The sequence below is a fragment of the Pseudomonas sp. NPDC089530 genome (assembly GCF_050280705.1).
Lineage (GTDB): Bacteria > Pseudomonadota > Gammaproteobacteria > Pseudomonadales > Pseudomonadaceae > Aquipseudomonas.
Genome location: NZ_JBNNVU010000022.1, coordinates 14,202 through 40,820, shown reverse-complemented (window position 1 = coordinate 40,820; position 26,619 = coordinate 14,202). Strand labels below are relative to the sequence as shown.

At 63.2% G+C, this 26,619-nt stretch carries 24 protein-coding genes and 4 tRNA genes; 10 read left to right on the top strand and 18 right to left on the bottom strand.

All coding sequences use genetic code 11. The features are described 5' to 3' along the window. Positions 1–15: 15 nt before the first annotated feature. Positions 16–729 (bottom strand): FKBP-type peptidyl-prolyl cis-trans isomerase, encoded by a 714-nt coding sequence (locus ACQKQA_RS11540; protein WP_427556988.1) that lies wholly within the window; start codon positions 727–729, stop codon positions 16–18. 250 nt (positions 730–979) lie between these two features. Here ACQKQA_RS11540 and ACQKQA_RS11535 point away from each other — a divergent pair, with 250 nt between their 5' ends. Both ACQKQA_RS11535 and ACQKQA_RS11530 read left to right on the top strand, forming a co-directional pair. Further along, positions 980–2,788 carry a di-heme-cytochrome C peroxidase gene (locus tag ACQKQA_RS11535; RefSeq protein ID WP_427556986.1) on the top strand — a complete coding sequence of 603 codons (1,809 nt, stop codon included), beginning with the start codon at positions 980–982 and terminating at the stop codon, positions 2,786–2,788. Positions 2,789–2,816: 28 nt separating this feature from the next. Further along, on the top strand, positions 2,817–3,953 hold the full coding sequence (locus ACQKQA_RS11530) for a catalase family protein (protein WP_427556984.1): 1,137 nt from the start codon (positions 2,817–2,819) through the stop codon (positions 3,951–3,953). A 129-nt stretch (positions 3,954–4,082) separates the two neighbouring features. On the opposite strand, the gene ACQKQA_RS11525 is transcribed toward ACQKQA_RS11530, so the two are convergent. From ACQKQA_RS11525 to ACQKQA_RS11510, 4 genes are all read right to left on the bottom strand, one after another. Then, positions 4,083–4,159: transfer RNA gene (locus tag ACQKQA_RS11525), tRNA-Asp, on the bottom strand. Positions 4,160–4,174: 15 nt separating this feature from the next. Continuing rightward, positions 4,175–4,250, bottom strand: a tRNA-Val gene (locus tag ACQKQA_RS11520). Positions 4,251–4,436: 186 nt separating this feature from the next. Further along, positions 4,437–4,513: transfer RNA gene (locus ACQKQA_RS11515), tRNA-Asp, on the bottom strand. A gap of 19 nt (positions 4,514–4,532) precedes the next feature. Beyond that, positions 4,533–4,608 (bottom strand) — tRNA-Val (locus tag ACQKQA_RS11510). A gap of 160 nt (positions 4,609–4,768) precedes the next feature. On the opposite strand from ACQKQA_RS11510, the gene rdgC reads away from it, so the two are divergent. The 3 genes from rdgC (at position 4,769) to sugE (ending at position 7,167) form a co-directional block, all read left to right on the top strand. Continuing rightward, the gene (gene rdgC / locus ACQKQA_RS11505) at positions 4,769–5,689 is read left to right on the top strand and encodes a recombination-associated protein RdgC (protein WP_427556982.1); all 921 of its coding nucleotides are present in this window, start codon (positions 4,769–4,771) and stop codon (positions 5,687–5,689) included. Positions 5,690–5,766: 77 nt separating this feature from the next. Further along, positions 5,767–6,732, top strand: coding sequence for a bile acid:sodium symporter family protein (locus tag ACQKQA_RS11500; protein ID WP_427556980.1), 966 nt, complete (start codon positions 5,767–5,769; stop codon positions 6,730–6,732). Between the two features lie 117 nt (positions 6,733–6,849). After that, positions 6,850–7,167, top strand: coding sequence for a quaternary ammonium compound efflux SMR transporter SugE (gene sugE / locus ACQKQA_RS11495; protein WP_427556977.1), 318 nt, complete (start codon positions 6,850–6,852; stop codon positions 7,165–7,167). 68 nt (positions 7,168–7,235) lie between these two features. Here the strand turns inward: sugE and ACQKQA_RS11490 are convergent, their stop codons facing one another. From ACQKQA_RS11490 to ACQKQA_RS11480, 3 genes are all read right to left on the bottom strand, one after another. Beyond that, positions 7,236–9,110 (bottom strand): MFS transporter, encoded by a 1,875-nt coding sequence (locus ACQKQA_RS11490; RefSeq protein ID WP_427556974.1) that lies wholly within the window; start codon positions 9,108–9,110, stop codon positions 7,236–7,238. An 84-nt stretch (positions 9,111–9,194) separates the two neighbouring features. Then, positions 9,195–10,343, bottom strand: a complete 1,149-nt coding sequence (locus tag ACQKQA_RS11485; RefSeq protein WP_427556971.1) for a TDT family transporter — start codon at positions 10,341–10,343, stop codon at positions 9,195–9,197. 120 nt (positions 10,344–10,463) lie between these two features. Beyond that, positions 10,464–11,669 (bottom strand): MFS transporter, encoded by a 1,206-nt coding sequence (locus ACQKQA_RS11480; protein ID WP_427556968.1) that lies wholly within the window; start codon positions 11,667–11,669, stop codon positions 10,464–10,466. A gap of 91 nt (positions 11,670–11,760) precedes the next feature. Between ACQKQA_RS11480 and ACQKQA_RS11475 the strand changes: the two genes are divergently transcribed. Both ACQKQA_RS11475 and ACQKQA_RS11470 read left to right on the top strand, forming a co-directional pair. After that, positions 11,761–12,306 (top strand): TetR/AcrR family transcriptional regulator, encoded by a 546-nt coding sequence (locus tag ACQKQA_RS11475; protein ID WP_427556965.1) that lies wholly within the window; start codon positions 11,761–11,763, stop codon positions 12,304–12,306. A 135-nt stretch (positions 12,307–12,441) separates the two neighbouring features. Then, the gene (locus ACQKQA_RS11470) at positions 12,442–15,912 is read left to right on the top strand and encodes a hybrid sensor histidine kinase/response regulator (RefSeq protein WP_427556962.1); all 3,471 of its coding nucleotides are present in this window, start codon (positions 12,442–12,444) and stop codon (positions 15,910–15,912) included. 10 nt (positions 15,913–15,922) lie between these two features. Here ACQKQA_RS11470 and rmuC read toward each other — a convergent pair whose 3' ends face one another. Continuing rightward, a complete protein-coding gene (rmuC, locus tag ACQKQA_RS11465; protein WP_427557066.1) occupies positions 15,923–17,290 on the bottom strand; it encodes a DNA recombination protein RmuC in 1,368 nt (455 codons plus the stop codon). Between the two features lie 175 nt (positions 17,291–17,465). Then, a complete protein-coding gene (locus ACQKQA_RS11460) occupies positions 17,466–17,789 on the bottom strand; it encodes a sel1 repeat family protein (protein ID WP_427556959.1) in 324 nt (107 codons plus the stop codon). A gap of 940 nt (positions 17,790–18,729) precedes the next feature. Between ACQKQA_RS11460 and ACQKQA_RS11455 the strand changes: the two genes are divergently transcribed. The 3 genes from ACQKQA_RS11455 (at position 18,730) to ACQKQA_RS11445 (ending at position 21,140) form a co-directional block, all read left to right on the top strand. Next, positions 18,730–18,954 (top strand): hypothetical protein, encoded by a 225-nt coding sequence (locus ACQKQA_RS11455; RefSeq protein ID WP_427556956.1) that lies wholly within the window; start codon positions 18,730–18,732, stop codon positions 18,952–18,954. A gap of 274 nt (positions 18,955–19,228) precedes the next feature. Further along, the gene (locus ACQKQA_RS11450) at positions 19,229–19,711 is read left to right on the top strand and encodes a hypothetical protein (protein ID WP_427556953.1); all 483 of its coding nucleotides are present in this window, start codon (positions 19,229–19,231) and stop codon (positions 19,709–19,711) included. A 145-nt stretch (positions 19,712–19,856) separates the two neighbouring features. After that, positions 19,857–21,140 (top strand): OmpP1/FadL family transporter, encoded by a 1,284-nt coding sequence (locus ACQKQA_RS11445; RefSeq protein WP_427556950.1) that lies wholly within the window; start codon positions 19,857–19,859, stop codon positions 21,138–21,140. Positions 21,141–21,220: 80 nt separating this feature from the next. Here ACQKQA_RS11445 and ACQKQA_RS11440 read toward each other — a convergent pair whose 3' ends face one another. From ACQKQA_RS11440 to cobU, 8 genes are all read right to left on the bottom strand, one after another. Continuing rightward, a complete protein-coding gene (locus ACQKQA_RS11440) occupies positions 21,221–21,772 on the bottom strand; it encodes a glutathione peroxidase (RefSeq protein ID WP_427556947.1) in 552 nt (183 codons plus the stop codon). Between the two features lie 70 nt (positions 21,773–21,842). Then, on the bottom strand, positions 21,843–21,965 hold the full coding sequence (locus tag ACQKQA_RS11435) for a hypothetical protein (protein WP_427556944.1): 123 nt from the start codon (positions 21,963–21,965) through the stop codon (positions 21,843–21,845). Then, entirely contained in the window at positions 21,962–23,164 is a 1,203-nt protein-coding gene (locus ACQKQA_RS11430; protein ID WP_427556941.1) for an MFS transporter, read from the bottom strand. The genes ACQKQA_RS11435 and ACQKQA_RS11430 overlap by 4 nt, the downstream gene beginning before the upstream one ends. Before the next feature lie 52 nt (positions 23,165–23,216). Beyond that, positions 23,217–23,621 carry a MarR family winged helix-turn-helix transcriptional regulator gene (locus tag ACQKQA_RS11425; RefSeq protein ID WP_427556938.1) on the bottom strand — a complete coding sequence of 135 codons (405 nt, stop codon included), beginning with the start codon at positions 23,619–23,621 and terminating at the stop codon, positions 23,217–23,219. A gap of 95 nt (positions 23,622–23,716) precedes the next feature. Then, complete coding sequence (locus tag ACQKQA_RS11420; protein WP_427556936.1) at positions 23,717–24,448, bottom strand: adenosylcobinamide-GDP ribazoletransferase; 732 nt, start codon at positions 24,446–24,448, stop codon at positions 23,717–23,719. A 2-nt stretch (positions 24,449–24,450) separates the two neighbouring features. Continuing rightward, complete coding sequence (gene cobC, locus ACQKQA_RS11415) at positions 24,451–25,026, bottom strand: alpha-ribazole phosphatase family protein (protein ID WP_427556933.1); 576 nt, start codon at positions 25,024–25,026, stop codon at positions 24,451–24,453. Beyond that, complete coding sequence (gene cobT, locus ACQKQA_RS11410) at positions 25,023–26,078, bottom strand: nicotinate-nucleotide--dimethylbenzimidazole phosphoribosyltransferase (protein ID WP_427556931.1); 1,056 nt, start codon at positions 26,076–26,078, stop codon at positions 25,023–25,025. The genes cobC and cobT overlap by 4 nt, the downstream gene beginning before the upstream one ends. Beyond that, entirely contained in the window at positions 26,075–26,596 is a 522-nt protein-coding gene (gene cobU, locus ACQKQA_RS11405; protein WP_427556928.1) for a bifunctional adenosylcobinamide kinase/adenosylcobinamide-phosphate guanylyltransferase, read from the bottom strand. The genes cobT and cobU overlap by 4 nt, the downstream gene beginning before the upstream one ends. Positions 26,597–26,619 lie beyond the last annotated feature (23 nt).

Genomic DNA, 26,619 nt, shown 5'->3' with positions numbered 1-26,619 from the left:
TGAACCAGCCGTAAATTACTTGGCGGCGTCTTGTTTCGCTGGATCCTTGATACCCAGCAGTTCCAGCTCGAACACCAGGACCGAGTTGGCCGGAATCGCCGGGCTCGGGCTCTGCGCGCCGTAGGCCAGGTCGCTCGGGATGTACAGCTTGTACTTCTCGCCGACGTGCATCAGTTGCAGGCCTTCGACCCAACCCGGAATCACGCCGCTGACCGGCAGATCGATCGGGCTGCCACGCTCGACCGAGCTGTCGAACACAGTGCCGTTGGTCAGGGTGCCGGTGTAGTGAACGGTCACCACGTCGGTCGGCTTAGGCTGGGCGCCATCGGCCTTTTTCAGGACTTCGTACTGCAGACCGGAGGCGGTAGTGGTCACGCCAGCCTTCTTGCCGTTTTCCTCGAGGAATTTCTTGCCGGCGGCGGCCGACTCCTCGCTGATCTTGGCCATGCGCTCTTCGGCACGCTTCTGCAGCGCCGCGAAGGCTTCGACCAGTTCGTCGTCTTTCAGCTTCTGTTCTTTCTTGCCGATGGCATCTTCGATGCCCTGGGCTACCGCTTTGGAATCCAGGTCATCCATACCTTCCTGGGCAAGGCTTTTGCCCATGTTCAGGCCGATACCATAGGAAGCTTTCTGCGCCGGGGTTTTCAGCTCCACGCTGGTCTGCGAGTCACAACCCGCGAGTACCAGGCCAACCAGGGCTACCGCCGCCGCTAACCGATGCTGTTTCATGCTATTTCCTTGTTCATGCGCCAAAAGGGCAATCGAGTAAAAGCCGCGAGCTTATCAGGCGGCCACGACCAATGGCTACCGGCATGAGAGCCGTATTAATCCGATAAGTTCACGTGTTTAAAAGCATTTCGCCAGCCATTGCCTTGAGTACGGGAAAGAACGACACCCGGCTGCCCCCAACATAATGGCTACTTGCCCAGCAGTTTAGCCTGAGGCATAAGAGAGCCCAAATTCGACAAGGATTTAAATCTTGCGCCTGTTTTCCCGTGCCTTGCTGCTGGTGCTCGCCCTGATCGGCACCGCCCTGGCTGTACTCCTGTACTACGTCGCCAACCCGAAACTGCCCGACTACCTACCCGCCCAACAGGTGCACTACCAGGATCAATGGAGCGCCGTCGACCGCCAGACCTATTACTTCACGCCCCAGGGCACTCAGGTGAAAGGCCTGCGCTACGAGTGGTTCGCCGCACTGGAACTGCCCTTCTCCAGCCAACGCTTCGCCGCGCCGGAATACCTGGCCCGCTTCGGTTTCCTGGTCGACCCGGCGCAGCAGGCCAGCGCCGCCAATCCGGCGAACCTGCCGGTCGGCTTCAGCCGCCATCAGAACCCCGGCAACCCGCAACAGTACCTGGACATCACCTGCGCCGCCTGCCACACCGGCGAACTGCGCTATAACCAGCAAGCACTGCGGGTCGACGGCGGCTCGGCGCAGCATGTACTGCCGTCGAGCGTGCCCACCCTGCGCGGTGGCAGTTTTGGCCAGGCCCTGGTGGCCAGCCTGGTGTCGACCTATTACAACCCGTGGAAATTCGAGCGTTTCGCCCGCAACGTGCTGGGCCAGGGCTACGATGCCAAGCATGATCAGTTGCGCAAGGATTTCAAAAAGTCGCTGGACACCTTCTTGCGTGTCGCCTGGAACGACACCCACCGGGGCCTCTACCCCACCGAGGAAGGCCCCGGGCGCACCGATGCCTTTGGCCGGATCGCCAACGCCAGCTTCGGCGACGCCATTTCCCCCGATAACTACCGGATCGCCAATGCGCCGGTGGATTATCCCCAGCTGTGGGATATCTGGAGCTTCGACTGGGTGCAGTGGAACGGCTCGGCCCAGCAGCCCATGGCCCGCAATATCGGCGAGGCGCTGGGCGTCGGCGCCACCCTGAGCTTCTTCGATGCCCAGGGCCAGCCGCTCAAGGGCGATGCCCGCTATCCGTCGAGCGTCCGGGTGCGCGACCTCAATCGCATCGAAGAAACCCTGCAACGACTGAAGCCGCCGAGCTGGCCCGAAGAACTGTTCGGCAACATCGACAAACCTCTGGCCGCCAAAGGCCGCGCACTGTTCGCCGAAAACTGCGCGGGCTGCCATGTCCCGCCAGTCACCATGGTCAACGGGCGCCCGGTGCAGAAACTGAAGATGCTGCCGGTCGCGGTGATCGGCACCGATCCCAATACGGCCAACAACATTGCCGATCAGCGCTACGACCTGAGCGCGTTGCAGTGGGATAGCGCCGAGCTGGCACCCTCCAATGTCGAGCTGCACCCCACTCCCGGCGAGCCGCTGGACATGCGTCAACTGTCAGCCGCCAAAGGCCTGGCCTATATCACCGCCTTCGTCGAGGAGCGCGCCTACCGGGACGCCCAGGTGAGCCCAGCCGAGCGTCCGCGGCTCGACGGCTACGGCTTGCCGATCGGCGTGCGCGAACTGCGCGCCTACAAGGCCCGCCCCCTGGCAGGCGTCTGGGCCACCCCGCCCTTCCTGCACAACGGTTCGGTACCCAACCTCTATCAATTGCTTTCGCCTCAGGACGAACGCGCCAGTACCTTCTATAAAGGCACCTTCGAATACGATCCGAAGTACCTGGGCTACCGCACCGAGCCGTTCAAGAACGGCTTCCTGTTCGATACTCGGATCAGCGGCAACCACAACAGCGGCCATGAATTCCGTTCCGGCCAGCGCGGCAACGGGGTAATCGGCCGTCTGCTGCAACCCGAGGAGCGCTGGGCACTGCTGGAATACCTGAAAGTGCTGGGCGGCCCACTGGAGGCGCAACTGCCATGACCTGGGCATCGAGCAAAAGGAGCGCGTCATGCTGATCACCTTATGGCTGCGCCTCGGCGTCCTGTTGCTCAAGGCCCTGGTGCTGCTGGCACTGGTCGCGCTGCTCGGCTGGGCGCTGAGCAGCGCCTGGTCGATCTGGCGCTACCAGGGGCCAGTGGCGACCGAAGAGCAGATCCCGCCCGGCGAAGCCGCCATGACCCAGGACATCATCCAGACCGCCCTGCGCATCGTCGATCAGCACCGGGATAACACCCGCTACCTGCGCGATGCCCATGCCAAGGCCCATGGCTGCGTAAAGGCCGAGGTCCAGGTACTCGAACAACTGCCGTCACCACTGCGCCAGGGCGTGTTCGCCGAACCCGGCAAGACCTGGCAAGCCGTGGCGCGGCTGTCCAACGGCAATGCCTATCCCCAGTTCGACAGCATTCGGGATGCGCGCGGGATGGCAATCAAGTTGCTGAACGTGCCCGGCCCTCAGCTGTTGAAGGAACAACAGGGCCGCGGCGAGCAGGATTTCGTGATGTTCAACCACCCGAACTTCTTCGTCAGCGATGTCGCCGAATACCGGCAGAATGTCGCCGCCCAGGCAGACGGGAAAAAGGTCGGGGCCTTCTTCCCTGGCTGGGACCCACGCACCTGGCAGGTCCGCCACCTGTTCATTGCCCTGGCCACCCTGTCGCCACCACCGCCCAGTCCGACGCGAACCCGCTATTTTTCGGTGTCGCCCTACAAGTTCGGCAGCGCCAACGCCAAATTCCGCGCCGTACCGGACCCGGACAGCTGCCCGACCTACAACCTGCCGCCACAAAACCAGGCGCTGCCCAACTTTCTGCGCAACGCGCTGAATCAACAGTTGTCGATCGATCGCGTGCCGGCCTGCTTTGTGCTGCAGGTGCAACGCCAGGACCCGAGCCGCTACATGCCCATCGAAGACACCAGCATCGAATGGCGAGAGCAGGATGCCCCCTTCGAAACCGTGGCGCGGATCAGGATCCCCGCCCAGGACTTCGATAGCCCGCAACAGAACCTGCACTGCGACAACCTGTCCTTCAACCCCTGGTTCGGGCTGGAGGCACACCGCCCCATCGGCGGCATCAACCGCTTGCGCAAGGCGGTATACGAAGCGGTCAGCGACTACCGCCACAGCCGTAACGCCGAGCCGTGATCCAGAAACGCAAAAAGCGGCCCGCGGGCCGCTTTTTGGGGGAACATTTGCAGACTCCAGACAGCACAAAGCCCGCATTAGCGGGCTTTGTGTGACGAGCTGGCGTTCAGTGTTCCAACTCATCGAATATGGCGCAGCGGACGGGACTCGAACCCGCGACCCCCGGCGTGACAGGCCGGTATTCTAACCGACTGAACTACCGCTGCGCGTAGCGTTGAAAGTGGTGGGTGATGACGGGATCGAACCGCCGACCCTCTGCTTGTAAGGCAGATGCTCTCCCAGCTGAGCTAATCACCCTTTACCTTCGTTGCGGGGCGCATTATTACACAGAAATTCATAACGTGCTGATTTAAATAACAAAATTATGAAAAAAAGCTGAATTTCGATGTATCGGGCGCCTCGCAAGAAACACAGGCACAAAAAAGCCCGCGTTAGCGGGCTTTCTGTGATGACCTGGCGTTCAGTGTTCCAGATCATCGAATATGGCGCAGCGGACGGGACTCGAACCCGCGACCCCCGGCGTGACAGGCCGGTATTCTAACCGACTGAACTACCGCTGCGCGTAACACTGAAAGCGAATGGTGGGTGATGACGGGATCGAACCGCCGACCCTCTGCTTGTAAGGCAGATGCTCTCCCGGCTGAGCTAATCACCCTTCACGTTCGGTGTGGCGCGCATTCTACGGAGCGCCCCCTACTCTGGCAAGCACTTTTTAAAATAATTTTTTCAGGCCTTCCAAAGGCTTAGCGGAGGGTTGGCCTATGGAGCCGCGCAGAGAATAATGCCCCCCTTTGTATAAAGGAGAGACTCACCCCATGTGGTTCAAGAACCTGCTGATCTATCGCCTGACCCAAGATCTGCCTGTTGATGCGCAGGCGCTGGAAACCGCACTGGCCACCAAGCTGGCGCGTCCATGTGCAAGCCAGGAGTTGACCACTTATGGTTTCGTCGCCCCGTTCGGCAAGGGCGAAGATGCGCCGCTGGTCCATGTCAGCCAGGATTTCATGCTGGTCGCCGCACGCAAGGAAGAACGCATCCTGCCCGGTAGCGTGGTGCGTGACGCGGTCAAGGAAAAGGTCGAAGAGATCGAGGCCGAGCAGATGCGCAAGGTCTATAAAAAGGAACGCGACCAGATCAAGGATGAAATCATCCAGGCGTTCCTGCCACGGGCCTTTATCCGCCGCTCTTCGACTTTCGCCGCCATCGCGCCGAAACAGGGCCTGATCCTGGTCAACTCGGCCAGCCCGAAACGCGCCGAAGACCTGCTCTCCACCCTCCGCGAAGTGCTCGGCACCCTGCCGGTGCGCCCGCTGACCGTGAAGACCGCCCCTACCGCGATCATGACCGACTGGGTGAAAACCCAGCAGGCCGCCGACGACTTCTTCGTCCTCGACGAATGCGAACTGCGTGACACCCACGAAGACGGCGGCATCGTCCGTTGCAAGCGCCAGGACCTGACCAGCGAAGAAATCCAGCTTCACCTGAGCACTGGCAAGGTGGTCACCCAGCTGTCCCTGGCCTGGCAGGACAAGCTGTCCTTCATGCTCGACGACAAGATGACGGTCAAGCGCCTGAAGTTCGAAGACCTGCTGCAGGACCAGGCGGAACAGGACGGCGGCGACGAGGCCCTCGGCCAACTGGACGCCAGCTTCACCCTGATGATGCTGACCTTCGGCGATTTCCTGCCGGCGCTGTTCGAAGCCCTGGGCGGCGAAGAGACACCACAGGGCATCTGACGCCTTGGTGTGATCCCAGCTCGCGATACAGACGCCACCGCCTTCGGTGGCGTTTTCATATAAGAAGGAACTGAACCATGCGTGCACTGGCAGCATTGAGTCGTTTTGTCGGCAATACCTTTGCCTACTGGGTACTGATTTTCGCGGTGGTGGCTTTCTTGCAGCCGGGCTGGTTCATCGGCCTCAAGGGCGCCATCGTGCCGCTGCTGGGCCTGGTGATGTTCGGCATGGGCCTGACCCTGAAGCTCGAAGACTTCGCCGAAGTCGCCCGCCATCCGTGGCGCGTGGCCCTGGGCGTGGTCGCGCACTTCGTGATCATGCCGGGCATGGCCTGGTTGCTGTGCCAGGTCTTTCACCTGCCACCGGAAATCGCCGTCGGGGTGATCCTGGTCGGTTGCTGCCCAAGCGGCACTTCGTCCAACGTCATGACCTGGCTGGCCCGCGGCGACCTGGCGCTGTCGGTGGCGATCGCCGCCGTCACCACCCTCCTGGCGCCGCTGCTGACCCCGGCCCTGATCTGGCTGCTGGCCTCGGCCTGGCTGCCGGTTTCGTTCATGGAGCTGTTCTGGTCGATCCTGCAAGTGGTGCTGCTGCCGATCGTGCTCGGCGTGATAGCCCAGCGAGTGCTCGGCGCCCGGGTCCGGCATGCGGTGGACGTATTGCCGCTGGTGTCGGTGGTCAGCATCGTGATCATCGTCACCGCCGTGGTGGCCGCCAGCCAGGCGAAAATCGCCGAATCCGGCCTGCTGATCATGGCCGTGGTCATGTTGCACAACAGCTTCGGTTACCTGCTGGGTTACTTCACCGGCCGCCTGTTCAAGCTGCCGTTGGCGCAACGCAAATCCCTGGCCCTGGAAGTCGGCATGCAGAACTCCGGCCTCGGCGCCGCGCTGGCCAGCGCGCACTTTTCGCCGCTGGCGGCGGTGCCCAGCGCGCTGTTCAGCGTCTGGCACAACATTTCCGGGGCGCTGCTCTCCACCTGGTTCCGCCGCATGAGCGAACAGGACGAACCTGTACCAGCCGCCCAACAGGCGAGCGACTGAGGGAAAGCTTGATCCCCGGATTAATGCTGGGCACTATACTGCGCAACGCGGGGACGACCCCGCGGCTCGATCGAGTCATTAATCTGGGGACGACCCCGTCAACCGATGGAGGTCATCATGTCCTGGATCATTCTGTTTTTCGCCGGCCTGTTCGAAGTGGGCTGGGCTGTCGGCCTCAAGTACACCGACGGTTTCAGTCGCCCCCTCCCTACCGCCCTGACCATCGCCGCCATGGCCATCAGCCTCGGCCTGCTGGGGCTGGCCATGAAGGAACTGCCGCTGGGCACCGCCTATGCGATCTGGACCGGAGTCGGCGCCGTCGGCACGGTGATCGCCGGGATCATTCTGTTCGGTGAATCCATGGCGCTGTTTCGCCTGCTCAGCGTGGCGCTGATCATTACCGGGCTGGTCGGTTTGAAGGTCAGCGCGGCCTGATCGGCCAGACAGAACGCCCCAACAAAAACGCCCACAACTGTGTGGGCGTTTTTGTATCCGCGGAAAACCTAGCGCACCGCGCCCCGCAGCTCGCCCACCAGGGCCTGCAGGCGCGCCGGCTCGGCGCTGTCGGCGGTCACTTGCGGACCGGCCACCAGGGTCACCCGCGACCACAGACGGCGGAACAGCCCCTTGTCCGGATCGCGACTGAAGAAACTGCCCCACAGCCCCTGCAACGCCAGCGGAATCACCGGCACCGGGGTCTCTTCGAGAATTCGCGTCAGCCCGCCCTTGAATTCGTTGATCTCGCCATCGGCCGTCAGCTTGCCTTCCGGGAAGATGCACACCAGTTCGCCGTCCTTGAGGTACTGGGCAATTTTCGTGAACGCCCTTTCGTAGATCTGGATGTCTTCGTTGCGCCCGGCAATCGGGATGGTCCCGGCGGTACGGAAGATGAAGTTGAGCACTGGCAGGTTGTAGATCTTGTAATACATCACGAAACGAATCGGCCGCCGCACCGCACCGCCAATCAGCAAGGCGTCGACGAACGACACGTGATTGCACACCAGCAAGGCCGCGCCCTCATCGGGGATTGCCTCCAGATTGCGGTGCTCGACCCGGTACATGGAATGGCTGAGCAGCCAGATCATGAAGCGCATGCTGAACTCGGGGACAATCTTGAAGATGTAGGCGTTGACCAGCACGTTCAGCAGCGACACCACCAGGAACAGCTGGGGGATCGACAGTTTGGCCAGGCTCAGCAGCACGATCGAGACGATGGCCGACACCACCATGAACAGGGCGTTGAGAATGTTGTTCGCGGCAATCACCCGCGCCCGCTCGTGCTCCGGGGTCCGCGACTGAATCAGCGCATACAGCGGCACTATGTAGAAACCGCCGAAGATCCCCAGGCCGAGAATGTCGATCAGCACCCACCAGGCGTGACCGAAACCCAGCACCTCGATCCAGCCGTAACCCGCGTCGCTCGGTGCAATCCCGCCGGAATGCCACCATAGCAGCAGGCCGAACACCGTCAGGCCGAATGAACCGAAGGGCACCAGGCCGATCTCGACCTTACGTCCCGACAGCTTCTCGCACAGCATGGAGCCGGCGGCTATACCCACCGAGAACACCGTGAGAATCAGCGTGACCACCGTCTCGTCGCCGTGCATCCATTCCTTGGCGTAGGCCGGAATTTGCGTCAGGTAAATCGCCCCGACGAACCAGAACCAGGAGTTGCCGACGATCGAGCGCGACACCGCTGGCGTCTGCCCCAGGCCCAGGCGCAGCGTGGCCCAGGACTGGCTGAAGATATTCCAGTTCAGACGCAGGTCCGGAGTGGCCGCCGCGGCCCGAGGGATACTGCGACTGGCGAGGTAGCCGAGCACCGCGACGCCGATGATCGCCGTCGAGACCACCGGCGCGTACTGGGCGGAGGACATCATGATCCCGGCACCGATGGTGCCGGCGAGAATCGCCAGGAAGGTGCCCATTTCCACCAGGCCGTTGCCGCCGACCAGCTCTTCCTCCCGCAGCGCCTGGGGCAGGATCGAATACTTCACCGGGCCGAACAGCGCCGAGTGGGTGCCCATGGCGAACAGCGCCAGCAGCATCAGCGACAGGTGGTCGAAGACGAACCCCACCGCCCCCACCGCCATGATCGCGATCTCGCCGAGCTTGATCAGACGGATCAAGGCGTCCTTGGCGAACTTTTCGCCGAATTGCCCGGCCAGGGCCGAGAACAGGAAAAACGGCAGGATAAACAGCAAGGCGCAGAGGTTGACCCAGATCGAGCGATCGCCCTCGATGGCCAGCTTGTAGAGGATGGCGAGAATCAGCGACTGCTTGAAAATATTGTCGTTGAACGCGCCGAGGGACTGGGTGATGAAGAACGGCAGGAAACGCCGCGTGCGAAGCAAGGTGAACTGCGAGGGGTGACTCATCTTCCATGTCCCTGAGTGGCTTGGATGCTGTTATTGGAGTATCGATCTTCGATCCAAGCCACAACCTTACCTAAAGTTCGCGGATTATTTCGCTAATCCTGCGATGCAGGGCGAAACGAACAGCTCGCCCCGGTAGGCCCCCAGCAGCGTGCGCTTGCCGACCAGCAGCCACATCAGCGCCAGCGCCAGGACCAGCAGACTGCCGAAGACCGCGAAAAACGTCAGGTGCAAGGTAGCCGCCAGCTTCAGGGTGGTCAGGGAGTAGACCCCCAGCGGGAAGGTGAAGCCCCACCAGCCGAGATTGAACGGAATGCCGTCGCGCAGGTAACGCAAGGTGATCAACAGCGCCACCAACATCCACCACAGGCCGAACCCCCACAGGGTGATGCCGGCCACCAGGCCCAGGCCCTCGGCGATTTCGCCGATACCAGCCAGGCCATTGGCCGCGAAGATCGCCGGAGCGTCCGCCCCCAGCAGCAACATGCCCAACGCCCCCGTGCCAATCGGCCCCAGGGCCAGCCAGCTCGAGGCGGCCATGCTTTCATGGGGCAGCTTATGCAGGGCCATGCGCAGCAGGAGGATGGTCAGGATGCTGAACGCCACCGGCAGCGAGAAGGCCCAGAGCACGTAGCTGGTCACCAGCATCACCAATTGCGAATGGGCGTCCGTCAGGTGCGGCGCCAGCAGCCCGCCACTGGCGGCAGCGACTTCGGCAGCGACTACCGGCAACAGCCAGACCGCGGTCATCTGGTCGATGCGGTGCTCCTGGCGGGTGAACATCATGTAGGGAATCAACACGCCGCAAGCCAGCGACAGCGCCACGTCCAGCCACCACAGCAACTCGGCCAGTTGCACCACGCCGTCGCCCCAACGCGGCACGCCGAACAGCAGGAACCCGTTGATGATGGTGGCCAGTCCCATGGGAATGGTGCCGAAGAACATCGAGACCGTGGAGTGCCCGAAAATCCGTCGTGCTTCGTCGAAGAACAGCACCCAGCGCGCCGCATAGGCCGCGCTGAACAGCACGAACAGCACGATAGTGAACAGCCACAAGCCTTCGGCCAGCAGATGCAGACCGGGGATCCGCAGCGGCAACTGGGCCAACGCCAGGGCCAGGACGCCAGTGCCCATGGTGGCGGCGAACCAGTTGGGGGTGAACTGGCGGATGGCTTCGCGAGGATGTTGCAGATGGCTCAAGGGCCGTCCGGTTCTGAGGGTGTTGGGGCATGTCATGGTGCGTTCTCCTGTCCTCCGATGAGGTTGAGCCCATGATAGAACCGGATCGAATATCTATATAACGGGTAATTTCTCTATCTGTTATCTATTTTATAAATATAAAAGCCGACGCGACGCTCAACTCCCTTGGGCGGCACAGACCTTGGCGCCTCGCTGACGTAAAAGCCCCAGCAAGGCGCCAAGGGACAGCAGGATCAGTATCGCGCCATAGCCATCGGTGGTAGCGACCAGACCGAAGCTGCGGGTCAGGTTTCCCGCCAACAGGGACGGCAGACAGAACGCCAGATAACTCAACACATAGAACGCCGACATCAACCCCGCCCGCTCATGGGGCAAGGCCAGCGGCATCACGCTGCGCAAGGCGCCGAGGAAGCCCGAACCGAAACCACCGCCGGTGACCAGGGTGCCGAGGAAGAACAGCAGCAGGCTGGCCGTATGCACGGCGATGAGGATCAGGCCCAGGCCAGCCGCCAGCAGGCTCGCCCCCAGGCGCAGCACTTTGTCGGCCGGGCGCTGGCGCAAGGAAAAAATCATCACGGCGCCGCTCAGGGTCAGCACCGCCACCAGGCCGCCGCCAATCAGGTTCGAGGTCGAGCCGGTAGCGGTGCGCACCAGCGAGGGCGCCAGGGACAGAAAGAAACCGCCCACCGCCCAGACCGCCACATCCACCGGCAACGCCAGCCACAGCGCCCGCCGCGCCTGGGGTGGCACATGCAGCGTGGGCCGCAGGGAAGACCAGGCACCCGGCTGGGCGCTGACTGTCTCCGGCAGCTGCCAGACGTACAGCGCCTGGAGGACAAACAACCCGAGCAGCAGCCAATAGGCCAGTTGCAACGGCAGCGGCGCGTACTCCACCAGCAAGCCACTGCCCATCGCCCCGCACGCCATGCCCAGCAACGGCGCGACGCTGTTGACCAGCGGCCCCTGCTGACGGTCGGTGTCCAGCAGCGCCGCCCCCAGCACGCTGGTGGCCATGCCGGTGGCGAAACCCTGCATCACCCGAGCAGCGATCAGCCAGGCCACGCTGTCAGCCTGGATGAATAGCAGCATCGCCAGGATGTCCAGCAGCAGCGCGACGAAGATCACCGGCTTGCGCCCCAGGTAATCCGACAGCGAACCCACGGTCAGCAGCGCCGCCAACAGGCTCAAGGCGTAGACGCCGAAAATCAGGGTCAAGGTCGCCGACGAGAACCGCAGGGCTTCCTGGTACAGGTAGTACATCGGCGTCGGCACACTGGAAGCAGCGAGAAAACTGAGTAAGGTGATCGCCAGAAACAGCAGTCTGGAATGGTTCGACAGTGAAGAGTCGACAGAACTGGACATGGGCACGCTCCGCTAAAGCTAACCTTTTGCTTTTGCGGAGTGTGCTACCGCTTTGCGCTTAAAGCAAATTCTTTGTGTTAAGGTTCGATCCATGGCTATTAAAGAAGGTTTACGCCCAGGCGGACGCAGCGCCCGGGTGCAGGAATCCATCCACACGGCAGTCCGTGAACTCCTCGAAGAACAGGAACGCTCGACCCTGACCGTGCCGCAAATCGCCGTCCGCGCCGGCGTCACGCCTTCCACCATCTACCGGCGCTGGGGCGACCTGTCGGCCCTGCTGGCGGATGTCGCCCTGGCGCGCATGCGCCCGGACAGCGACCCCGTCGCCACCGGCAGCCTGCGCGGCGATCTGCTGGCCTGGGCCGAGCAATACCTCGACGAAATGAGCTCCGAGCCCGGGCGCAACATGCTGCGCGATGTGCAATGCAGCGCCACGCCGGGCTATTGCGTGAGTATTCTCAGCGGGCAATTGCAGATCATCCTCGACCGCCATCGGCACAGCGCAGCGGTGCTGCCCAGCATCGACCGGCTGCTGAACCTGCTGGTAGCGCCGACGGTGTTCCGCATCCTGTTTGCCGCGGCACCGCTTGAGGCGCAGGAGCTGCACGAGCTGGTCGATATCGCGCTGCGGTCGTAAGGCCGCATCCCCGGCCAGCGCCCTGCGACACCTGGCCGCGCCAAGACCTTGGTCGACACTGACGAACCCCGAACATCGTGCGAGACTGTCCCACCGGGCTGAAGCACCCGGCGCGTCTTTATGTTCGGAGTTCCCATGTCGCTGTCCAGCGGGCTGATCGCCATTGTCGCCCTGGCCTATATGGCCATCATGTTCGCCATTGCCTTCTACGGCGACCGTCGCAGCACGCCCCTGCCGCCACGGGTGCGGGCCTGGGTGTACAGCCTGTCGCTGGCGGTGTACTGCACCAGTTGGACCTTCTTCGGCGCCGTCGGCCAGGCCGCCGAGCAACTCTGGTCGTTCCTGCCGATCTATCTGGGGCCGATCCTGCTGCTGGTGCTGGCGCCCTGGGTCCTGCAGAAGATGGTGATGATCAGCAAGCAGGAGAACATCACCTCCATCGCCGACTTCATCGCCGCGCGCTACGGCAAATCCCAGACCCTGGCGGTGGTGGTGGCGCTGATCTGCCTGGTCGGCGTGCTTCCTTATATTGCCCTGCAGCTCAAGGGCATCGTGCTCGGCGTGGACCTGCTGATCGGCGCCGGCGCCGACACCATGGGCACCCGCGCCCAGGACACGGCGCTGATCGTGTCGCTGATCCTGGCCCTGTTCACGATCGTCTTCGGTACCCGCAACCTCGATGTCACCGAGCACCACCGTGGCATGGTGCTGGCGATTGCCTTCGAATCCCTGGTCAAGCTGCTGGCCTTTCTCGCGGTCGGCGCCTTTGTCACCTATGGCCTGTACGACGGCTTCGACGACCTGTTCGACCAGGCCATGCTCGCCCCGCGCCTGGAGCGCTACTGGCAGGAAACCATCAACTGGCCGTCGATGGTGGTGCAGACCGGCGTCGCCATGATGGCGATCATTTGCCTACCGCGGCAGTTCCACGTGACCGTGGTGGAGAACATCGAGCCCCAGGACCTGCGCCTGGCCAAGTGGGTGTTTCCCGCCTACCTGGCCCTGGCCGCGCTGTTCGTGGTGCCGATCGCCCTGGCCGGGCAGATGATGCTGCCCAGCTCGGTCCTGCCGGACTCGTTCGTCATCAGCCTGCCCCTGGCCCAGTCGCATCCGGCCCTGGCCGTACTGGCGTTCATCGGCGGCGCCTCGGCCGCCACCGGCATGGTGATCGTCGCCAGCGTGGCGCTGTCGACCATGGTCTCCAACGACATGCTGCTGCCCTGGCTGCTGCGGCGGCAGAATGCCGAGCGGCCGTTCGAAGTGTTCCGCCACTGGATGCTGTCGGTGCGCCGGATCAGCATCGTGGTCATTCTGCTGTTGGCCTATGTCAGCTACCGCCTGCTGGGCTCCACCGCGAGCCTGGCGACCATCGGCCAGATCGCCTTCGCCGCCGTGACCCAACTGGCCCCGGCCATGCTCGGCGCGCTGTACTGGAAGCAGGCCAACCGCCGCGGCGTATTCGCCGGGCTCGCAGCCGGCACCTTCCTGTGGTTCTACACCCTGATCCTGCCGATTGCAGCCCACAGCCTGGGCTGGTCGCTGAGCAGCTTTCCGGGCCTGGCCTGGCTGCACAGCAACCCGCTGCACCTGCCGATCACGCCCCTGACCCAGGGTGTGGTGCTGTCCCTGGCCGGCAACTTCACCCTGTTCGCCTGGGTCTCGGTGCTGTCGCGCACCCGGGTGTCGGAACACTGGCAGGCCGGGCGCTTCATCGGCCAGGAAATCAGCGCCCGGCCCAACGGTCGCTCGATGCTCTCGGTGCAGATCGACGACCTGCTCAAACTCGCGGCGCGCTTTGTCGGGGAAGAGCGGGCCCGCCAGAGCTTTATCCGCTTCGCCTACCGCCAGGGCAAAGGCTTCAACCCCAACCAGAACGCCGACGGCGAATGGATCGCCCATACCGAACGCCTGCTGGCCGGCGTACTGGGCGCCTCCTCCACCCGCGCGGTGGTCAAGGCCGCCATCGAAGGCCGGGAAATGCAACTCGAAGACGTGGTGCGCATCGCCGACGAAGCCTCGGAAGTGCTGCAGTTCAACCGTGCCCTGCTGCAAGGCGCGATCGAGAACATCAGCCAGGGCATCAGCGTGGTGGATCAGTCCCTGCGGCTGGTGGCCTGGAACCGGCGCTACCTGGAACTGTTCAACTACCCGGACGGGCTGATCAGCGTCGGCCGGCCGATCGCCGACATCATTCGCCACAACGCCGAGCGCGGCCTGTGCGGACCGGGCGAGGCCGAAGTGCATGTCGCCCGCCGCCTGCACTGGATGCGCCAGGGCCGCGCCCATACCTCTGAACGGCTGTTTCCCAATGGCCGGGTGATCGAACTGATCGGCAACCCGATGCCCGGCGGCGGGTTTGTCATGAGCTTCACCGACATCACCCCGTTCCGCGAGGCCGAACAGGCCCTTACCGCCGCCAACGAAGGCCTGGAACAACGGGTGGCCGAACGGACCCAGGAACTGTCGCAACTGAACGCTGCCCTGACCGAGGCCAAGGGCACCGCCGAGGCCGCCAACCAGTCCAAGACCCGCTTCCTGGCAGCCGTCAGCCACGACCTGATGCAACCCTTGAACGCCGCCCGGCTGTTCTCCGCCGCCCTCTCCCACCAGGACGACGGCCTGTCCGCCGAAGCCCAGCAGCTGGTCCAGCACCTGGACAGCTCCCTGCGCTCCGCCGAAGACCTGATCAGTGACTTGCTGGATATCTCGCGCCTGGAAAACGGCAAGATCAATCCGGAACGCAAGCCCTTCGTGCTCAACGAGCTGTTCGACACCCTGGGCGCCGAATTCAAGGCCCTGGCCCAGGAACAGGGCCTGACATTCCGCCTGCGCGGCAGCCGCCTCAGGGTCGACAGCGACATCAAGCTGTTGCGCAGGGTCCTGCAGAACTTCCTGACCAATGCCTTCCGTTATGCCAAGGGGCCTGTACTGCTGGGTGTGCGGCGCCGGGGCGAACAATTGTGCCTGGAGGTCTGGGACCGCGGGCCGGGCATTCCGCTGGACAAGCAGCAGGTGATCTTCGAGGAGTTCAAGCGCCTCGACAGCCACCAGACCCGCGCCGAAAAAGGCCTGGGCCTGGGGCTGGCGATCGCCGACGGGTTGTGTCGCGTCCTCGGCCATGGCCTGCAGGTCCGCTCCTGGCCGGGCAAGGGCAGTGTCTTCAGCGTCAGCGTGCCCCTGGCCAAGGCCGCCGCCAGCGCGCCGGGCCAGGTGGCCGAAGTCAACGGCCACCTGCTGTCCGGGGCCCAGGTGCTGTGCGTCGATAATGAAGACAGCATCCTGATCGGCATGAACAGCCTGCTCACGCGCTGGGGCTGCCAGGTCTGGACGGCGCGCAACCGGGAAGAATGCGCGGCGCTGCTGGGCAGCGGCGTACGCCCACAACTGGCGCTGGTGGACTATCACCTGGACGATGGCGAAACCGGCACCGAGGTCATGGCCTGGTTACGCACCCAACTGAGCGATCCGGTGCCAGGCGTGGTGATCAGCGCCGATGGGCGCCCCGAGATGGTCGCCGCCGTACACGCCGCAGGGCTGGATTACCTGGCCAAGCCGGTGAAGCCGGCGGCGTTGCGGGCGCTGTTGAGCCGCCACCTGCCGCTGTAGCCGCTGCCGATCAATCCGGCAGTTCGAGCAAGGCACCGTCGGCTTCGGTCATCGCCCGCTCCAGCAGGTCCGCCGGCAGGCTCTTGCTGGCGCGCGCCCCCAGCAAACGCAGCTGCTCGCTGCGGCTGACCAAGTTGCCTCGGCCCTCGGTCAGTTTATTGCGCGCGGCACTGTAGGCCTTGTCCAGTTGCTGCAGGCGATTGCCGACCTCGTCCAGATCCTGAATGAACAGCACGAACTTGTCGTACAGCCAGCCGGCACGCTCGGCAATCTCCCGAGCATTCTGGCTTTGCCGCTCCTGCTTCCACAGGCTGTCGATCACCCGCAGCGTCGCCAGCAGAGTCGTCGGGCTGACGATCACGATATTTCGGTCGAAGGCTTCCTGGAACAGGTTGGGCTCAGCTTGCAAGGCCGCGGAAAAAGCCGCCTCGATGGGCACGAAGAGCAACACGAAATCCAGGCTGTGCAAGCCTTCCAGACGCTTGTAATCCTTGCTGGCCAAGCCTTTGACATGATTACGCAAGGACAGGACATGCTGTTTCAGCGCCGCCTGGCCGATCACTTCGTCGTCTGCCGCGACAAATTGCTGGTAGGCGGTCAGGCTGACCTTGGAATCCACCACCACCTGCTTGTCGCCAGGTAGCAGGATCAATACGTCGGGCTGGAAACGCTCGCCATCGGGCCCCTTGAGGCTGACCTGGGTCTGGTACTCGCGCCCCTTCTCCAGGCCGGCATGTTCCAGCACCCGCTCGAGAATCAGCTCGCCCCAGTTGCCCTGGGTTTTCTGGCCCTTGAGGGCCCGGGTCAGGTTGGTCGCCTCGTCGCTCAAACGCAGGTTCAGCTGTTGCAGGCGCTCAAGTTCCTTGCCCAGGGAGAAACGCTCCCGCGCCTCTGCCTGGTAACTGTCCTCGACCCGCTTTTCGAAGGCCTGGATGCGCTCCTTGAGCGGGTCGAGCAATTGGCCGAGCCGCTGCTGGCTGTTCTCGGCAAAACGCTGCTCGCGCTCGTCGAAGATCTTGCCCGCCAGCTCGGCGAACTGTGCCCGCAGCTCGTCCCGGGAACCTTGCAGATCGCTCAGGCGCTGCTGATGGCTTTCCTGTTGCTCGCGCAGCTCGGCATTGAGCGACGCGGCCTGGGCGTCCAGGCGCCGCAACTCAGCTTCTTTATTGGCCCGTTCGAGGTTCCAGGCATGGGAGGCATCGCGGGCGTTGTCGCGTTCGATCTGCAACAACTCGACTTCCCGGCGCATCGCCGCCAGGTCGGCCTGCTTCACGGTATTGGCCTGGCCCAGGTCGCTGATCTCGTCGCGACAGGCATCCAGCTGGGCATTCAAGCCGTCCTGCGCCAGCAGCGCCGTGGCCAGGCGCTCTTCCAGCAGGGACAGTTCGGTTTGTCGGGAGCTCAGACGGCGCTGCAATTGCCAGGCGAGCACCGTCAAAGGCAATGCCGCGCCTGCCAGCCCCAGCAGCACGCCGGTCAAGTCCATAGCCATAGCCACTCCAGGCAGGGAAATAAAGCTTGAAGGTTAACCAAGCGACCGGAGCTTGGACAGCTCAGTCTTCGATCTGGCCAAGCTCCAGCTGGGCCCGGCGGTCGCCGGCCCGGGCGGCCTGGCGCAGCAGATCATGCCCGATCCGCCGGTCCCGGGCGTTGCCGCATTCGCGACACATCAGTTGGCCAAGACGGCTCTGTGCCGCCACCACCCCTTCCCGGGCAGGCTGCTTGAGCAAACGCCCGGCAAAATGCTTGACGTTCCGGTTATCGCCCAGGCGCGGGTTATCGAGCAGCCACATGGCCACACGCAAGGAAAAACGCTTGGGTTCGGTAACACTGGAAGAAGTAGCGGTAACAGAAGGTGATACTGAGCGAAACTTCATAAAGCACTGTAGGGCAGATCGGAAGGCGCGCCACTCTACTCCTTTTTTCGCATGCGTAAAGTCGAAAAAAACTCGGCACGCCCGTGCTAGAGCAAGCGCTCGGGACAATCCACAGAAGCTGTGGATAACTCAGTGGACAACCGCCCCGCAAGCTGCCGAAAGCCCCATGGGACGTGGCCTGCAGTCAAACTGACGATTTTTTCACCAGTAAAAAAAACCGATGTTTTTCATTGACTTAAATTTTTATCGCAGGCAATGGAGGGCGCTGCGGATGAGGTGACAGGCGGGTGACAGGCTGCGCAACTATTGTGCACAAGTACCCTTGATCCAGTTATATCGGCGCACCTTTTTCGCCCATTCGCAGGAAAACAGGCTCAGACGCCAGGGCTCCAGTAACAAACTGCCGACCGTTCGAAGCCAGATCCCTGCACTCCGTCGCTCAAGCAGATTCGCCCGGAAGCGCTCATAACCTTTTCGCCTAACGCACTTGCATCAAAGAATTCAATCCGTTAGCATCCACAGCGTTAGTACCAAGCTGAAAGTCAATTCTGGTCGAACAACTCCCCTTCGGTTCACCTTCCCTCAAGAGAAGCCTCTACCGATCACACGGGATCGACCACCTGGTTTCCAGGTAAAGCGTTCGCCGACACCGCCTTTGAACACACTGCAAAGGATGTCGCGAAGCCCTTCTACTCTGACCGAACCAACCTGCAATTGATCAGGATCTTCACCTGGGGCCCAGAACCTTAACCCCCGCCGTGATTGCCTGCCCTCCTAAGTACCTACCTGCCAGCCCTAGCGCGCACTTAACTAAAGCGCTTCCAACTGGCTGCCTTGTTCCAGTCGGGTTCTTCGTTCGACCAATGGTGGTTGGCGTTACTGGAACGTTTTAACGTTGCACGGTTCTTAACCGTGTCATTTGTAGGAACACCCAATAACTATGTCTACTCAAATCCAGACTCAGGATGCCATTCGCACCCTCACCAACGCTTTCGCTCCAATGAACTGCCTGATCATGGCCGCTCGCAACGGTTGCTTCAGCTTCACCCTGGTCAACGAACACGGAATCGCCCGCCATAGCGAGCGCCTGTATCCCGATCAGTACTCCAGCGCCGAGCCGCTGCAGGCGGTGATCGATCGCACCCGCCAGGCCCTCACGGCCTGAAACGCCAAAGCGTTGAAAACCCGAAGCCTCGCCTGAACCGCGGGGCTTTTTATTGCCTGTTGTTTCGGTTTTATCGGCGCAGGCTAAAGCACGATCCGATATAACGGTTATAACTGGACGCTGGAAATATTTTAAAAACAGTCCTTTACGGCAGGGATATGACACTACACTTCAACTCAAGCGGCATGACCCGCTTCCGGCGGGCCTGACCGATCCACCGCTGCCAAGCTCCCCCATCAGGCTCTGCCGGCCACTTTCACGCTTCGAGGGCTTTATGGGTATCGCCGCCAGCGAACTGTGCCGCTACGTGATCCGCCCAACCCTGATCTATCTGGGCAGTCACAGCCGCACCGCGGAATCCCTGCTGCTGGGCATCGCCGCCAGCCAATCCGCCCTCGGCTCCGCCCTCCACGACCGCCGCGGCCATGGCCTCTACCGCATCGCGGAACCCCGTCACCAGGCCCTCTGGGACCACTATCTGGCCCTGGATCCGGACCGCGCCAGCCTGGTACGCGGACTGGCCAGCCAGCACGCTTTCCTCAGCGGTCCGCACCTGGAACTGACCGTCAACCTGCGTTACGCCACCGCCATCGCCTGGCTGCTGGTCGAAGAACAGAACACCCCACTCCCCCAGGCCAACGACCTTATCGGCATGGCCCGCATCTGGCGTCAGATCTTCCAGCCACAGGGACGCTTGCGGGACTTCACCGACGCCTGGCAAGCCTGTGTTGCCCCACGCCATGAAGTCGCCTACTGAGCGGGATTTTTGCAAGATCGTGGAAAGCCCGGCAAATCTGGTCTGATTGTCCTACAAAACCGCTCTATCTCAAGCCATACAGGCTATAGCGCTGAGAAAGAAATGTTGGTAATTTTCGCTCCGGTGATCACCAGGAGTTCTAATAATGAAAAAAGTAATACTCAAAACCAGTCTTAGCCTCGCCGTTGCCATGGCATCCACCCAACTTTTTGCAAGTGGCTTTGCCCTGAACGAACAAAGCATCAGCGGCATGGGCACTGGTTTCGCGGGTCGATCCTCTGCTGCCGATGATGCAAGCACTGTTTTTGGCAACCCTGCCGGTATGTCGCGCCTGAAACGCCAGCAAATCACCGGCGGCGTAGCAGCGATCGACGCCTCCACTGACATCAGCGATGCCAGCGGCAGCCGCAGCGGTACCAACAAAGGCGACATGGTGCCTTTCACCGCCGTGCCAATGGCTTTCTACGTCAAGCCTATCGATGATCAGTGGGCCTTCGGCCTGGGTGTCTATGCCCCATTCGGCCTGATCACCGATTATGAAAACGGCTTCCAGGGCCGTAACTTCGGCAGCAAGAGCGAAGTGAAAGTCATCACTTTCCAGCCAACCGTCAGCTATGCCTTCAACGACCGGGTATCGATCGGTTTCGGCCCGACTATCAACCGCATTTCCGGCACCCTGGAATCCGCACTGACCACCCCTCTGTCGCCCAACGATGGCCGTGTGCAGATCAAGGGTGACGACGTTGGCTACGGCTACAACATTGGTCTGCTGGTCCAGGCGACCGACACCACTCGCGTCGGCCTGACCTACCACTCGAAGGTCAAGTACAAGCTCGAAGGCCACACTGAAGTCAGCCCAGGCGCCGGCACCCCGGGCGCGCTGCTGCGCGACGCTCGCTACGATGCCTCGCTGGACATCACCACCCCTGAATCGGCCGACCTGTCGGTGACCCAGGAACTCAACGATGCCTGGAAACTCTACGCCGGTGCGACCTGGACCCGCTGGAGCCGCCTGAAAGACATCACCGTGCAAAACGAAGGTGTAACTGCCAGCACTGGCGGCCTCCTGGCCCCGAACTCCCTCAGCTCCGTCAAGGAAGAGCAGAACTGGCATGACACCTGGGCCTACGCCATCGGTACTTCCTACCAGCTGAACAAGCAGTGGGTGCTGCGTACCGGCCTGACCTTCGACCAGTCGCCAGCCAACAACAAGAACCGCTCGCCACGCATTCCTACCGGCGACCGGACCATCTTCAGCCTCGGCGCCGGCTGGAGCCCAACCGAAGACCTGACCATCGATGTGGCTTACTCCTACCTCAAGGAAGAGAAAGTCAAGATCAACAACAGCAACCCTCTCGGTCAGTCCTACAGCTCCGAGTACGAAAACAGCGCCAACGGCTTCGGCGTAGGTGCCACCTACCGCTTCTAAAGCCTGAAGGCCCGGCCAGCGAAATGAAAAAGCCCCCGCATCCTGGATGCGGGGGCTTTTTTATCGGTCGCGGATAACCCTCAAGGCCTGGAGGCCAACGCCTGCTCCACCGCTTCGATCAGTTCAGGGCTGTCCGGCTTGGTCGGGCTGGCGAAATAGGCGATGACCTTGCCCTGGCGATCGACCACATACTTGTAGAAATTCCACTTCGGCGCAGCACTCTGCTCGGCCAGGACCTTGAACAGATGCACCGCGTCCGGCCCCCTGACCGACTGCGGCTCGGTCATGGTGAAGGTGACGCCGTAGTTCACATAACAGACCTTGGCGGTTTCCGCGCCATCCTTGGACTCCTGCTTGAAGTCATCGGACGGCACGCCCACCAGTTCCAGTCCCTGATCCTTGTAACGCTGGTACAGCGCCTCGAGCCCCTTGAACTGCGGGGCAAAGCCGCAAAAGCTCGCGGTATTGACCACCACCAGCGGCTTGCCGGCAAAACGTTGGCACAGATCGATGGTTTCCTTGGCCCGCAGCTTGGGCAACGAGCCCTGCAACAGCGAAGGACATTCATCCGCCCACGCGGAACCGGCAAACGCCACGAGTACGGCTGGAACAGCCAGCCAACGCATCCACATATTCAGCTCCTTGAAAAGTGTCGTCAGAACGCGAAGGTACTGACTTGGCGGACGCCCTGGCAAGCGCCTCCTAGCACGCGCCCATGCCCAATTGCATCAGCGCCAGCCCGCCCTGATGCCAGCCCCACCAGGCCAGCGCCAGCAGCCCGACAACGAGCGCCAAGCCGGCCCAGCGCAAAGCGGAGCGGCTCATGCCGCGCTGGCCTGCAAGCGCGCGACCGGACGCTCGCGCACCGGCCAGTTCAGGGCCGCGGCCATCAGGCTGAGCAGAATCGCCACCTGCCAGATCAAGTCATAACTCCCGGTTCGATCGTAGACCACGCCGCCGAGCCAGCCGCCGAGGAACGAGCCCAATTGGTGAAACAGAAACACGATGCCACCGAGCATGGACAGGTTACGCACCCCGAACAAGGTCGCCACGGTGCCATTGGTCAGCGGCACCGTCGACAGCCACAGGAAGCCCATCGCCATGCCGAACAGATAGGCGCTGAGTTGCGTTACCGGCATCCACAGGAACAACGCGATGACCACGGCGCGCAGCAGATACAGGCCGGTCAGCAAGCGCGGCTTGGACAGGCGCCCGCCCAGCCAGCCGGCGGTGTAGGTCCCGAAGATATTGAACAGGCCGATCAGCGCCAGCACTGTGGTGCCAACAGTGGCCGGCAAGTGCTGGTCCACCAGATAGGCCGGCAAGTGCACGCCGATGAACACCACCTGGAAACCACAGACGAAAAAGCCGAAGGCCAGCAACCAGAACCCAGAATGGGAACAGGCTTCGCGCAAGGCCTCGGACAGGCTCTGCTCATGGCCCAGGCTTGGCAGCGGCTTGTCCTTGAGCATGCTCACCAGCGGCACGATCAAGGCCACCAGCACGCCCAGCACCAGCAGCGCCGCCGACCAGCCGAGCCAGCCGATCAGCCCCAGGGTGCCCGGCAACATGGCGAACTGGCCGAACGAACCGGCAGCACTGGCGATCCCCATGCCCATGCTGCGTTTTTCTGCCGGCAGGGCGCGCCCCACCACACCCAGAATCACCGAGAACGAGGTGCCCGAGAGCCCGATGCCGATCAGCAAGCCGGCACTCAGCGACAACGACAACGGCGAGTCGGCCAGCCCCATGAACAACAAGCCCAGGGCGTACAGCACGCCGCCGATCAACACCACCCTGGCCGCGCCGAAACGGTCGGCCAGGGCCCCGGTAAAGGGCTGGGCCAGGCCCCAGATCAGGTTCTGCAGGGCTATGGCAAAGGCAAATACCTCGCGCCCCCAGCCGAACTCGGCGCTCATGGGCGGCAGGAACAGCCCGAAACCGTGTCGAACCCCCAGTGACAAGGCCAGGATCAACGCACTCCCGAGAAGAACCCAGCCACTGGTACGCCACATTGAAGTCATCATTATTCTCCGTTTGCGGGTATGTACCCGCTTATCATCGAACGAACGGCGCTCACGCCAGTTCGCTCAGCAAGGCCAGCAAGGTTTCGCGCTTCTCTGCCCCCAGACGATCGATCAGGCGCTGTTGCGCCGCTTCCCAGGCCGGCAAGGCCGCCAGCAGTCGTTGCCGGCCTTCCTCGGTCAGCTGGACGATGCGGTTGCGTTGATCCTCGCCTTCGGCCAGCCGCACCAGCCCCTCGCCTTCCAGCACCCGCAGATTGCGGCCCAGGGTGCTGCGATCCAGGCCCATGGCCTCGGCCAGGCTGGAAATGCTGGGTTGATCCAGGCGCTGCAGGTTGCTCAGCAGAGAATACTGGGCGACGTTGATCCCAAAGCCGTCGAGGGCGCCGTCGTAGAACCTGCTGACACCGCGGGCGGCGCGACGCAGGTTGATGCACAAACATTGAGAAGGAAGCATGGTGCGTGTATATACCCGCGATTAAGGGAATGCAAGAAATTTGCAGGGTCCGACACAAACCGGGGCCCCGGCTAACGCCAGCACCCCGTCCTTTTCTAGAACAACGCCAGCCCCACCAGCACCGCCATCTCCAGCAGCTCCAACAGAGCGCCCGCGGTGTCTCCAGTGGTACCGCCCAGCCGCCGCATCATCAGCCGACGCAAGCCGGCAAACACCACCACCGCCAGCAGCAACGCGAACACCGCGCCATAACCACCCAGCAACACACAGAGCAGCGCAGCGAACGCCAGCACCTGCTTGCCAGCCTGTCGCGGCAGATGCTCGGCCAGCGCCTGCCCCAGGCCGCCAGCCCGCACATAGGGCGTACTCAGGAACAGCCCCAGCAAGGCTCCACGGCCGATCAGCGGCGCCAGCAACAAGGCGACGCCAGCCTGTTGCTCGATCAGCGCCACCAGCGCACTGAACTTGAGCAGCAGCACCAGCCCCAGGGTGACCACGGCGATCGGCCCGCTGCGCGGGTCCTTCATGATCGTCAGCGTGCGCTCGCGGTCACCGAAGCCGCCAAGCCAGGCGTCGGCGCTGTCGGCCAGCCCATCCAGATGCAAGGCACCGCTGAGCAGTACCCAGACCGTCAGCAACAAGGCCGCGTGCAACAGCACCGGCGCGCCCATCAGCAACTGGTTCAGGCCCCAGAGCAGCACCCCGAACAGCAGGCCGACCAGCGGATAAAACAGCAACGAGCGCCCCATCTCCTGGGGCGCCGGCATACCCGGCAGGCGCACCGGAAAGCTGCTGAGAAACTGCAGGGCGATCCAGAATGGCAGCACGCTCAGACTCCTTCGCTCAACACCGAGCCCGCCTCGACGGTCAGGCTGAACAGCCCGCCGTGAGCGACCTCGACATTCAATAACTGCTCCCGCGGCAAACCACGGGCCCGGGCCAGCAACAGGCGCATCACCCCGCCATGGCTGACCAGCAGCACCCGCTCGCCGGCGTAACACTGATGCAGGCGCTCGACCGCCCCCAGCACCCGCGCGGAAAACGCCAGCACCGGTTCGCCCTGTGGCGGCGTGAATGCATAGGGATCGGACCAGAACCGCCCCAGCGCTTCGGCGTCGGCGGTCATCAGGGCCGCCGCGCTCTGCCCTTCCCAGGCGCCGAAATGCAACTCCTGCAGGTCCGGCTCCAGGGTCACCGGCAGCGCCAACTGCGCGCCCAGTTCCTCGGTGAAACGCGCACAGCGCTGTAGGGGCGAACTCACCAGCCGATCCCAGGGCCCCTGGCCAGCAACCGCAGCACGCATCTGCCGCCATCCAGTGTCGGTCAGGGCATCGTCGAGGCTGCCGCGCAGGCCGCCACCGAGCTCGGTTTCGCCATGGCGCAGCAGGTCCAGGCGCAAGGTCATGCCGGACGATCCGACACCGCCGCCTCGGCGAAGGTCGCCATCTGTCCGTGCAGGTCGCAGGCCAGGCGCAGCAAGGGCACCGCCAGCGCCGCGCCGCTGCCCTCGCCCAGGCGTAGGCCGAGGTCCAGCAGCGGCTCGGCCTCGAGGGTGTGCAGGATATGCCGATGCCCAGGCTCGGCTCCGCGGTGGCCGAACAGCAGCCACTGGCGGCACCCAGGGTTCAGCCGCACCGCCACCAGGGCCGCCACGCTGCAGATGAAACCGTCCACCAGCACCGCCACGCCTTCCTGGGCGCAGGCCAGGTAAGCCCCCACCAACGCGGCGATCTCGAAACCGCCGAGGTTGAACAAGGTCTGCAAGGCATCGCCGCGCTGAGCAGCGTGCAGGCCCAGGGCGCGCTCGATCACCCGTGCCTTGTGGCTGACCCCTGCCGCATCCAGCCCGGTCCCCGGCCCCGCGAGAAGCGCCACCGGGATATCCAGCAAGGCACAGGCCACAGCGCTGGCCGTGGTGGTGTTGCCGATGCCCATCTCGCCACCAATGAACAGCTCGCTGCCCTGGGCGACGGCCCGCAGCACGCTGTCCCGTCCGGCCTGCAGGGCCTGCTCGCCCTGGGCCTGGGTCATCGCCGGCCCTTCGACGAAGTTGCAGGTCCCCGCCCCCAGGTTCAAATGACGCACACCAGGCAGGCTCAAGCCGGGCGTCACTGTCCCCAGGTCGACCACCTCCAGCTGTGCTCGCAACTGCCGCGCCAGCACGCTGATAGCCGCGCCGCCGCTGACGAAGTTGAGCAGCATCTGCCCCGTGACCTCCTGCGGATAAGCCGAAACACCTTCGGCCACCACCCCGTGGTCGCCGGCGAAAATCGCGATCCACAGCTGCTCCAGGCCAGGCTTGACCCGCCCCTGCAGGCCGGCCAGTTGCACCGCCACCCGTTCCAGTTGCCCCAACGAACCCGCGGGCTTGGTTAGTTGCTGCTGACGCGCCTGCGCCGCTGCCAGCGCTTGAGTGTCCAGCGCCTTGCACGGCCGCTGCCACCAGAAGTCATTCATAACGCAGTTCCTTTCAAAGTCAGGGGCAGGCCGGCCACCGTCAGCACCACGCGCTGACAACGTTCGGCCAGGGCTTGATGCAACCAACCGGCTTCATCGACATAGCGGCGAGTCAATTCGCCCAGCGGCACGACACCCATTCCGGTCTCGTTGCTGACAAAAATGATTTCTCCCGGCAGCGACGCCAGGCTGTCCAGCAGCGCTTCGCGCTCTTGGGCGAGCTGCTCGGGATCGCCCAGCAGCAACAGGTTGGTCAGCCATAACGTCAGGCAATCCACCAGCAGGCAGCGCTCGGTGCTCGCGGCTTCGCGCAGCACCCGCGCCAGTTCCAGCGGTTCCTCGATCAAACCCCAGTCGGCCGGACGCCGCTCGCGGTGATGCTCGATGCGCTGGTTCATTTCACCGTCCAGCGCCTGGCTGGTGGCGATATAGGTCACGGCCAGGCCGCTCTCGCCGGCCAGCTTTTCAGCCAAGCGACTCTTGCCGGAACGGGCGCCGCCGAGGATCAGTTGCAACATGCTTGGAAACCCTTGAAGTGAAT

Excerpts from the sequence above, each read along its gene's own strand:
- ACQKQA_RS11540 (WP_427556988.1), bottom strand. The coding sequence starts at position 729 with ATGAAACAGCATCGGTTAGCGGCGGCGGTAGCCCTGGTTGGCCTGGTA.
- ACQKQA_RS11530 (WP_427556984.1), top strand. The coding sequence starts at position 2,817 with ATGCTGATCACCTTATGGCTGCGCCTCGGCGTCCTGTTGCTCAAGGCC.
- rdgC (WP_427556982.1), top strand. The coding sequence starts at position 4,769 with ATGTGGTTCAAGAACCTGCTGATCTATCGCCTGACCCAAGATCTGCCT.
- ACQKQA_RS11500 (WP_427556980.1), top strand. The coding sequence starts at position 5,767 with ATGCGTGCACTGGCAGCATTGAGTCGTTTTGTCGGCAATACCTTTGCC.
- sugE (WP_427556977.1), top strand. The coding sequence starts at position 6,850 with ATGTCCTGGATCATTCTGTTTTTCGCCGGCCTGTTCGAAGTGGGCTGG.
- ACQKQA_RS11490 (WP_427556974.1), bottom strand. The coding sequence starts at position 9,110 with ATGAGTCACCCCTCGCAGTTCACCTTGCTTCGCACGCGGCGTTTCCTG.
- ACQKQA_RS11485 (WP_427556971.1), bottom strand. The coding sequence starts at position 10,343 with ATGACATGCCCCAACACCCTCAGAACCGGACGGCCCTTGAGCCATCTG.
- ACQKQA_RS11480 (WP_427556968.1), bottom strand. The coding sequence starts at position 11,669 with ATGTCCAGTTCTGTCGACTCTTCACTGTCGAACCATTCCAGACTGCTG.
- ACQKQA_RS11475 (WP_427556965.1), top strand. The coding sequence starts at position 11,761 with ATGGCTATTAAAGAAGGTTTACGCCCAGGCGGACGCAGCGCCCGGGTG.
- ACQKQA_RS11470 (WP_427556962.1), top strand. The coding sequence starts at position 12,442 with ATGTCGCTGTCCAGCGGGCTGATCGCCATTGTCGCCCTGGCCTATATG.
- ACQKQA_RS11460 (WP_427556959.1), bottom strand. The coding sequence starts at position 17,789 with ATGAAGTTTCGCTCAGTATCACCTTCTGTTACCGCTACTTCTTCCAGT.
- ACQKQA_RS11455 (WP_427556956.1), top strand. The coding sequence starts at position 18,730 with ATGTCTACTCAAATCCAGACTCAGGATGCCATTCGCACCCTCACCAAC.
- ACQKQA_RS11450 (WP_427556953.1), top strand. The coding sequence starts at position 19,229 with ATGGGTATCGCCGCCAGCGAACTGTGCCGCTACGTGATCCGCCCAACC.
- ACQKQA_RS11445 (WP_427556950.1), top strand. The coding sequence starts at position 19,857 with ATGAAAAAAGTAATACTCAAAACCAGTCTTAGCCTCGCCGTTGCCATG.
- ACQKQA_RS11440 (WP_427556947.1), bottom strand. The coding sequence starts at position 21,772 with ATGTGGATGCGTTGGCTGGCTGTTCCAGCCGTACTCGTGGCGTTTGCC.
- ACQKQA_RS11435 (WP_427556944.1), bottom strand. The coding sequence starts at position 21,965 with ATGAGCCGCTCCGCTTTGCGCTGGGCCGGCTTGGCGCTCGTTGTCGGG.
- ACQKQA_RS11430 (WP_427556941.1), bottom strand. The coding sequence starts at position 23,164 with ATGACTTCAATGTGGCGTACCAGTGGCTGGGTTCTTCTCGGGAGTGCG.
- ACQKQA_RS11425 (WP_427556938.1), bottom strand. The coding sequence starts at position 23,621 with ATGCTTCCTTCTCAATGTTTGTGCATCAACCTGCGTCGCGCCGCCCGC.
- cobC (WP_427556933.1), bottom strand. The coding sequence starts at position 25,026 with ATGACCTTGCGCCTGGACCTGCTGCGCCATGGCGAAACCGAGCTCGGT.
- cobT (WP_427556931.1), bottom strand. The coding sequence starts at position 26,078 with ATGAATGACTTCTGGTGGCAGCGGCCGTGCAAGGCGCTGGACACTCAA.
- cobU (WP_427556928.1), bottom strand. The coding sequence starts at position 26,596 with ATGTTGCAACTGATCCTCGGCGGCGCCCGTTCCGGCAAGAGTCGCTTG.